Annotated in this window: 4 protein-coding genes; all 4 read left to right on the forward strand. The window is 50.6% G+C overall.

Going from position 1 to position 6,833, the window contains the following annotated elements; genetic code table 11:
* Nucleotides 1-67 precede the first annotated feature (67 nt).
* The 4 genes from BACFIN_RS12560 to BACFIN_RS12545 all read left to right on the forward strand — a co-directional run bounded on the left by BACFIN_RS12560 (nucleotide 68) and on the right by BACFIN_RS12545 (nucleotide 6,710).
* The gene (locus BACFIN_RS12560) at nucleotides 68-1,705 is read left to right on the forward strand and encodes an ABC-F family ATP-binding cassette domain-containing protein (RefSeq protein ID WP_007751596.1); all 1,638 of its coding nucleotides are present in this window, start codon (nucleotides 68-70) and stop codon (nucleotides 1,703-1,705) included.
* 63 nt (nucleotides 1,706-1,768) lie between these two features.
* The gene (locus BACFIN_RS12555) at nucleotides 1,769-2,179 is read left to right on the forward strand and encodes a DUF6769 family protein (protein ID WP_007751602.1); all 411 of its coding nucleotides are present in this window, start codon (nucleotides 1,769-1,771) and stop codon (nucleotides 2,177-2,179) included.
* Between the two features lie 137 nt (nucleotides 2,180-2,316).
* Nucleotides 2,317-3,552 carry an efflux RND transporter periplasmic adaptor subunit gene (locus BACFIN_RS12550; RefSeq protein WP_007751604.1) on the forward strand — a complete coding sequence of 412 codons (1,236 nt, stop codon included), beginning with the start codon at nucleotides 2,317-2,319 and terminating at the stop codon, nucleotides 3,550-3,552.
* 59 nt (nucleotides 3,553-3,611) lie between these two features.
* Complete coding sequence (locus BACFIN_RS12545; protein ID WP_007751606.1) at nucleotides 3,612-6,710, forward strand: efflux RND transporter permease subunit; 3,099 nt, start codon at nucleotides 3,612-3,614, stop codon at nucleotides 6,708-6,710.
* Nucleotides 6,711-6,833 lie beyond the last annotated feature (123 nt).

A 6,833-nucleotide genomic window follows, 5' to 3' on the forward strand; every position in this document is an offset into this window, starting at 1 on the left:
CAGCCCGCAAGATATAAAAAATATTCATATATTTCGCTATCTTTGCGCCTCAATTTAAAAGAATAATATGATTTCTGTAGACGGACTGGCCGTAGAATTTGGCGGCACGACTTTATTTAGTGATATCTCTTTCGTTATTAATGAAAAAGACCGCATCGCCCTGATGGGGAAAAACGGGGCGGGAAAAAGTACACTGCTCAAGATTCTGGCAGGCGTGAGGCAACCTACACGCGGCAAGGTCTCTGCACCGAAAGAGTGCGTGGTGGCCTATCTGCCCCAACACTTGATGACGGAGGACGGACGCACGGTGTTCGACGAAACGGCACAGGCTTTCGCGCATCTGCACGAGATGGAAGCGCAAATCGAGAAACTGAACAAGGAGTTGGAGACACGGACGGACTACGAAAGCGACAGTTATATGGCTCTGATCGAGGAAGTATCCTCCCTGAGCGAGAAGTATTATTCAATCGACGCCACGAACTACGAGGAGGATGTAGAGAAAGCGTTGCTCGGACTCGGTTTCCGCCGGGAAGACTTCGGACGTCAGACGAGTGATTTCAGTGGCGGATGGCGGATGCGCATCGAGTTGGCGAAGTTACTGTTGCAGAAACCGGACGTGCTGCTGCTTGACGAGCCGACGAACCATCTCGACATCGAGTCTATCCAATGGCTGGAAGATTTCCTGATCAATAACGGCAAGGCGGTGATTGTCATCAGCCACGACCGCAAGTTTGTCGACAACATCACGACCCGCACCATCGAAGTGACGATGGGGCGCATCTACGACTACAAAGTAAACTACTCACAATACCTCCAACTGCGCAAGGAACGCCGCGAACAGCAACAGAAGGCGTACGATGAGCAGCAGAAGTTCATCGCCGAGACGAAGGAGTTCATCGAACGTTTCAAGGGGACGTACTCGAAGACCTTGCAGGTACAGAGCCGTGTGAAAATGCTGGAGAAACTGGAACTGCTGGAGGTGGACGAAGAGGACACTTCCGCTTTGCGTCTGAAATTTCCGCCTTCCCCCCGTTCGGGCAGTTATCCGGTCATCATGGAGAATGTTGGGAAAACGTATGGAGAGAAGGTGGTGTTCAAGGGCGCCAATCTGACGATTGAGCGCGGAGACAAGGTGGCGTTCGTCGGCAAGAACGGCGAGGGTAAGTCTACGCTTGTCAAATGTATCATGCGGGAAATAGAGCACGATGGCACGCTGACGCTGGGACATAATGTACAAATCGGGTATTTTGCACAGAATCAGGCTTCACTGATGGACGAGAATCTAACTGTGTTCCAGACGATTGACGACGTAGCGAAAGGGGAAATCCGGAACAAGATCCGCGACTTGCTGGGTGCTTTCATGTTTGGCGGTCCGGAGGAGTCGATGAAGAAAGTGAAAGTGCTTTCGGGTGGAGAACGTACCCGCCTGGCAATGATCAAGCTATTGCTGGAGCCGGTCAACCTTCTCATCCTGGACGAGCCGACGAATCACCTCGACATGAAAACAAAGGACATCCTGAAACAGGCGTTGCTCGATTTTGACGGCACGCTGATTGTCGTTTCGCACGACCGTGATTTCCTCGACGGACTGGTATCAAAGGTTTATGAGTTTGGCAATCAGAAGGTGACGGAACACCTATGCGGTATCTATGAATTCCTCGAAAAGAAAAAGATGGATTCGTTGCAAGAGCTGGAAAAGAAATAATAAATAATAAAAAGAAGGGGGCGGATTCCGGGAGAAGATAAAGAATTTGTATCTTTGCGCAGGATGAAAGGGAAAAAAAGAATCATAGTAACTCTGCTGTTTTTTATCAACATTATCATGTTGGTGGCAGCCGTTATTCCCCATCATCACCACCCTAACGGAATGATTTGCATGAAGCAGGACTTGCCCGTAGAGCAACAATGCCCCAAGCACCATCATCATCCGGAGAGCGACGCCTGTTGCAACAGCGAGTGTCTGACACGCTTTCAGTCGTCCATCCCATCCATACACAGCTATAGCAGTCCGGATTATGTATTTATCGCTACGCTGTTCACCGATGTCATTATCGAACATTTACTACGCCCGCAGGAGAAACGGGTAAAGAACTATTACGTCTTCCGAGACTCTCTGCATAGCACGGATTTCTACCGTGCCACCTCGCTTCGCGCACCTCCCTACTCTGTTTTCGCTTAAAAACGCTCTTGCAAGTCAGTTGCAAAGGCGTTGTAGCTAATCTTTGCAAGCCAGTTGCAAGAACCTTGCCGTATTTTTGCAGTATGAATCTGCAACAACAAAAAGAAAACAAAAAACTTAAGTAGGAAATATCATTTATGAAGAAACTTATTTTTTTCGGAGTGCTGGGTTTATTTATCCTTGCCTCTTGTAATAGTACCGTCACACATACACACAACGAGCATGATCATGAGGCGGAAGGACATAATCATGCCACAGAAGATCACGACCACAGCGCCCACGGGGATGAATCCGGTGAAGGGCACAGTCACGAAACAGCAGGCAGCCACCTCGAAACGACCGAAGCACATAGTGACGAGATCATCCTTCCGAAAGTGAAAGCCGAAGCAGCCGGAGTAAAGGCTAGTATCATCGAGCCCGCTCCTTTCCAACAGGTCATTAAAACCAGTGGACAAGTACTTGCTGCTCAGGGGGACGAATCGGTTGCCGTAGCTACCGTAGCTGGCGTTGTTTCTTTTCGTGGAAAAGTGACGGAAGGAATGAGCGTCGGCAGCGGCACACCGTTGGTCACCATTTCTTCAAACAATATAGCCGACGGTGACCCGGTGCAACGTGCCCGCATCGCCTACGAGGTGTCGAAAAAAGAGTACGAACGGATGAAAGCCCTTGTCAAAAACAAAATCGTATCCGACAAGGAGTTTGCACAGGCGGAGCAGAATTACGAGAACGCCCGCATCAGCTACGAGGCCCTTTCGAAGAACCATTCGGCTATCGGACAAAATATCACAGCTCCCATCGCAGGCTATGTGAAAAGTATACTGGTGAAAGAGGGGGACTACGTGACCATCGGACAACCACTGGTTAGCGTGACGCAGAACCGCCGTCTGTTCCTCCGCGCCGAAGTGTCGGAAAAGTACTACCCGTACCTCCGCACAATCAGCTCCGCCAATTTCCAGACTCCTTATAATAATAAGGTATACGAACTGCAAGCGCTCAACGGCAAACTCCTCTCTTTCGGGAAAACTGCCGGAGACAATTCTTTCTACGTGCCTGTCACCTTCGAGTTCGATAACAAAGGTGAAGTGATTCCCGGCTCATTCGTAGAGGTTTTCCTGCTCTCGTCGCCAATGGAAAACGTAATTTCCCTTCCACGCACCGCATTGACGGAGGAACAAGGAAGCTACTTTGTATATCTGCAACTGGATGAGGAAGGGTACAAGAAACAGGAAGTGACCGTAGGAGCCGACAACGGAAAAAATGTCCAGATCCTGTCCGGCGTGAAAGCGGGCGACCGCGTTGTGACCGAAGGAGCGTACCAGGTAAGACTGGCCAGTGCAAGCAATGCCATCCCCGCACACAGCCATGAACACTGATTAAATGAAGAATGAATCTTCATCCTTAATTCCTCATTCATAATTCTTAATTTAAAAAGATGCTTAATAAAATCATACATTATTCCCTGCACAACCGGTTGCTGGTGCTCTGCGCTTCCATTCTTCTGCTCATTGCGGGGAGCTATACTGCCATGCACACGGAAGTAGACGTGTTTCCCGACCTCAACGCGCCTACGGTTGTCATCATGACCGAAGCCAATGGTATGGCCGCCGAAGAGGTTGAACAACTCGTGACTTTCCCTGTGGAAACTGCCGTAAACGGAGCTACCGGCGTACGCCGTGTCCGTTCTTCTTCCACCAATGGTTTTTCTGTTGTCTGGGTGGAATTCGACTGGGGAACAGATATTTATCTTGCCCGGCAGATTGTGAGTGAAAAGCTCGCTGTAGTCAGTGAATCGCTTCCGGTCAACGTTGGAAAACCGACACTCGGCCCGCAATCTTCTATTCTGGGCGAAATGCTCATTGTCGGGCTGACGGCCGACTCTACCTCCATGCTCGACCTCCGTACGATTGCCGACTGGACTATCCGTCCGCGTCTGCTGTCTACCGGAGGAGTGGCGCAAGTAGCGGTGCTCGGAGGAGACATCAAAGAGTACCAGATTCAGCTTGATCCCGAGCGGATGCGTCACTACGGCGTTTCGATGGGTGAGGTGATGGCGGTGACGCAAGACATGAACCTGAACGCCAACGGCGGAGTGCTTTACGAATTCGGAAATGAATATATAGTGCGAGGCGTGCTTTCCACCACTCAGACGGAACAGCTCGGCAAGGCGGTGGTAAAGACGGTGAACAACTTTCCTGTCACTCTGGAAGATATAGCAGACGTGGCAATAGGCCCCAAAGCACCCAAATTGGGTACGGCTTCGGAACGGGGAAAACCTGCCGTCCTGCTGACTGTGACCAAGCAGCCCGCCACCAGTACACTGGAACTGACGGACAAGCTGGAGGCTTCGCTAAAAGACCTTCAGAAGAACCTGCCACCGGATGTAAAGGTTTCTACGGACATTTTCCGCCAAAGCCGCTTCATCGAAAGTTCTATCGGCAACGTGAAGAAATCGCTCTTTGAGGGAGGTATCTTTGTCGTTATCGTTCTGTTCTTGTTTCTGGCAAATGTGCGCACTACGCTTATTTCGCTGGTAACACTGCCTCTCTCACTGCTCGTTTCGGTCCTGACACTGCATTATATGGGACTGACTATCAACACTATGAGTCTCGGAGGTATGGCAATCGCCATCGGTTCGCTGGTGGACGATGCCATCGTTGATGTGGAGAACGTATACAAGCGCTTGCGTGAAAACCGGCTGAAAGCGGAAGCGGAAAGATTGAGCACGCTCGAAGTGGTGTTCAACGCCTCGAAGGAGGTTCGTATGCCGATTTTGAACTCAACTTTAATTATTGTAGTCAGTTTCGTTCCCTTATTTTTCCTGAGTGGCATGGAAGGTCGAATGCTGGTCCCACTGGGTATTGCTTTCATCGTGGCGTTATTCGCCTCGACGGTGGTAGCATTGACACTGACTCCGGTGCTCTGCTCTTATCTGTTGGGAAGCAACAAGACGAACAAGGAACTGAAAGAGTCTTTCGTAGCCCGTTGGATGAAAGGGATTTATGAAAAGGCACTGTCTTGGGTGCTGGCGCACAAACGGGTGACACTGGGTGGAACTATCGCTCTCTTCATCGTGGCGCTCGGTGTGTTCTTCACGCTGGGACGTAGCTTCCTCCCTTCTTTCAACGAAGGTTCGTTCACAATCAATATCAGTTCTCTGCCGGGTATCTCGCTGGAAGAGAGCAACAAAATGGGACAGCGCGCGGAAGAGTTGCTGCTGACCATTCCGGAGATACAAACCGTTGCCCGCAAAACGGGACGTGCCGAACTGGATGAGCACGCATTGGGTGTGAACGTGTCCGAAATTGAGGCTCCGTTTGAACTGGGCGACCGCTCGCGCAGCGAACTGGTGGCGGATGTACGTGAAAAGCTGGGCACAATTACAGGAGCAAACATTGAAATCGGACAGCCGATCAGCCACCGGATTGACGCCATGTTGTCCGGTACGAAAGCAAATATTGCCATCAAGCTATTCGGCGACGACCTGAACAAGATGTTTTCCATCGGCAATCAGATCAAAGAGGCGATCGGCGCAATTCCCGGCATCGCCGACCTGAATGTGGAACAGCAGATCGAACGTCCGCAGTTAAAAATACAGCCCAAACGCGAAATGCTGGCCAAGTTCGGAATCACACTGCCGGAGTTTTCCGAGTACGTGAATGTCGCTCTGGCGGGAAAAGTGATCTCGCAGGTGTACGAACAAGGCAAGAGTTTCGACCTGATTGTGAAGGTGAAGAACGACGCCCGTGACGAGATGGAGAAAATCCGCAACTTGATGGTGGACACGAACGACGGACGCAAAGTCCCCCTAAGCTATGTGGCGGAAGTGACATCGGCTATGGGACCTAACACCATCAACCGTGAGAACGTGAAACGGAAAATCGTGATTTCCGCCAACGTTGCCGACCGCGACTTGCGCAGTGTGGTAAACGACATCCGGAAGCAGATCGACGCATCCGTGCAATTGCCCGAAGGCTACCACATCGAATACGGCGGGCAGTTTGAGAGCGAGCAGGCGGCGAGCAGGACATTAGCGCTGACTTCATTTATCAGTATCGTTGTGATTTTTCTATTGCTTTATCATGAGTTCCGCAGCGTCAAGGAGTCGGGAGTTATCCTGCTGAACCTGCCGCTCGCGTTGATCGGTGGCGTTTTCGCATTGGTACTTACAACGGGGGAAGTTAGTATACCCGCTATCATCGGATTCATCTCTCTGTTCGGAATTGCTACCCGTAACGGTATGCTGCTCATCAGCCATTACAATCATCTCCAACAAGTGGAGGGGCTGAACGTGTACGACAGCGTGATGCAAGGCTCGCTCGACCGTCTGAACCCGATCCTGATGACGGCTTTGTCTTCTGCTCTGGCATTGATTCCTCTGGCTCTGGGAGGTGATCTTCCGGGCAACGAGATTCAGAGTCCGATGGCAAAAGTGATTCTGGGAGGCTTGTTAACTTCTACTTTCCTGAACGGATTCATCGTCCCGATTGTTTATCTGATGATGCACCGCAAGAAGGCTTCAGCAAGTCTGTAATTGCAATTTACAACCAATAAAGAAGATGAAAATGAAACAAATCATAACTATCGGCGCGGCACTTCTGCTCCTGAACGCAGGCAGTGCACAAGCCCAGAACAGCATTGAGCAGGTTTTGAGAAA

The organism is Bacteroides finegoldii DSM 17565, from assembly GCF_000156195.1.
Classification (GTDB): Bacteria; Bacteroidota; Bacteroidia; order Bacteroidales; family Bacteroidaceae; genus Bacteroides; species Bacteroides finegoldii.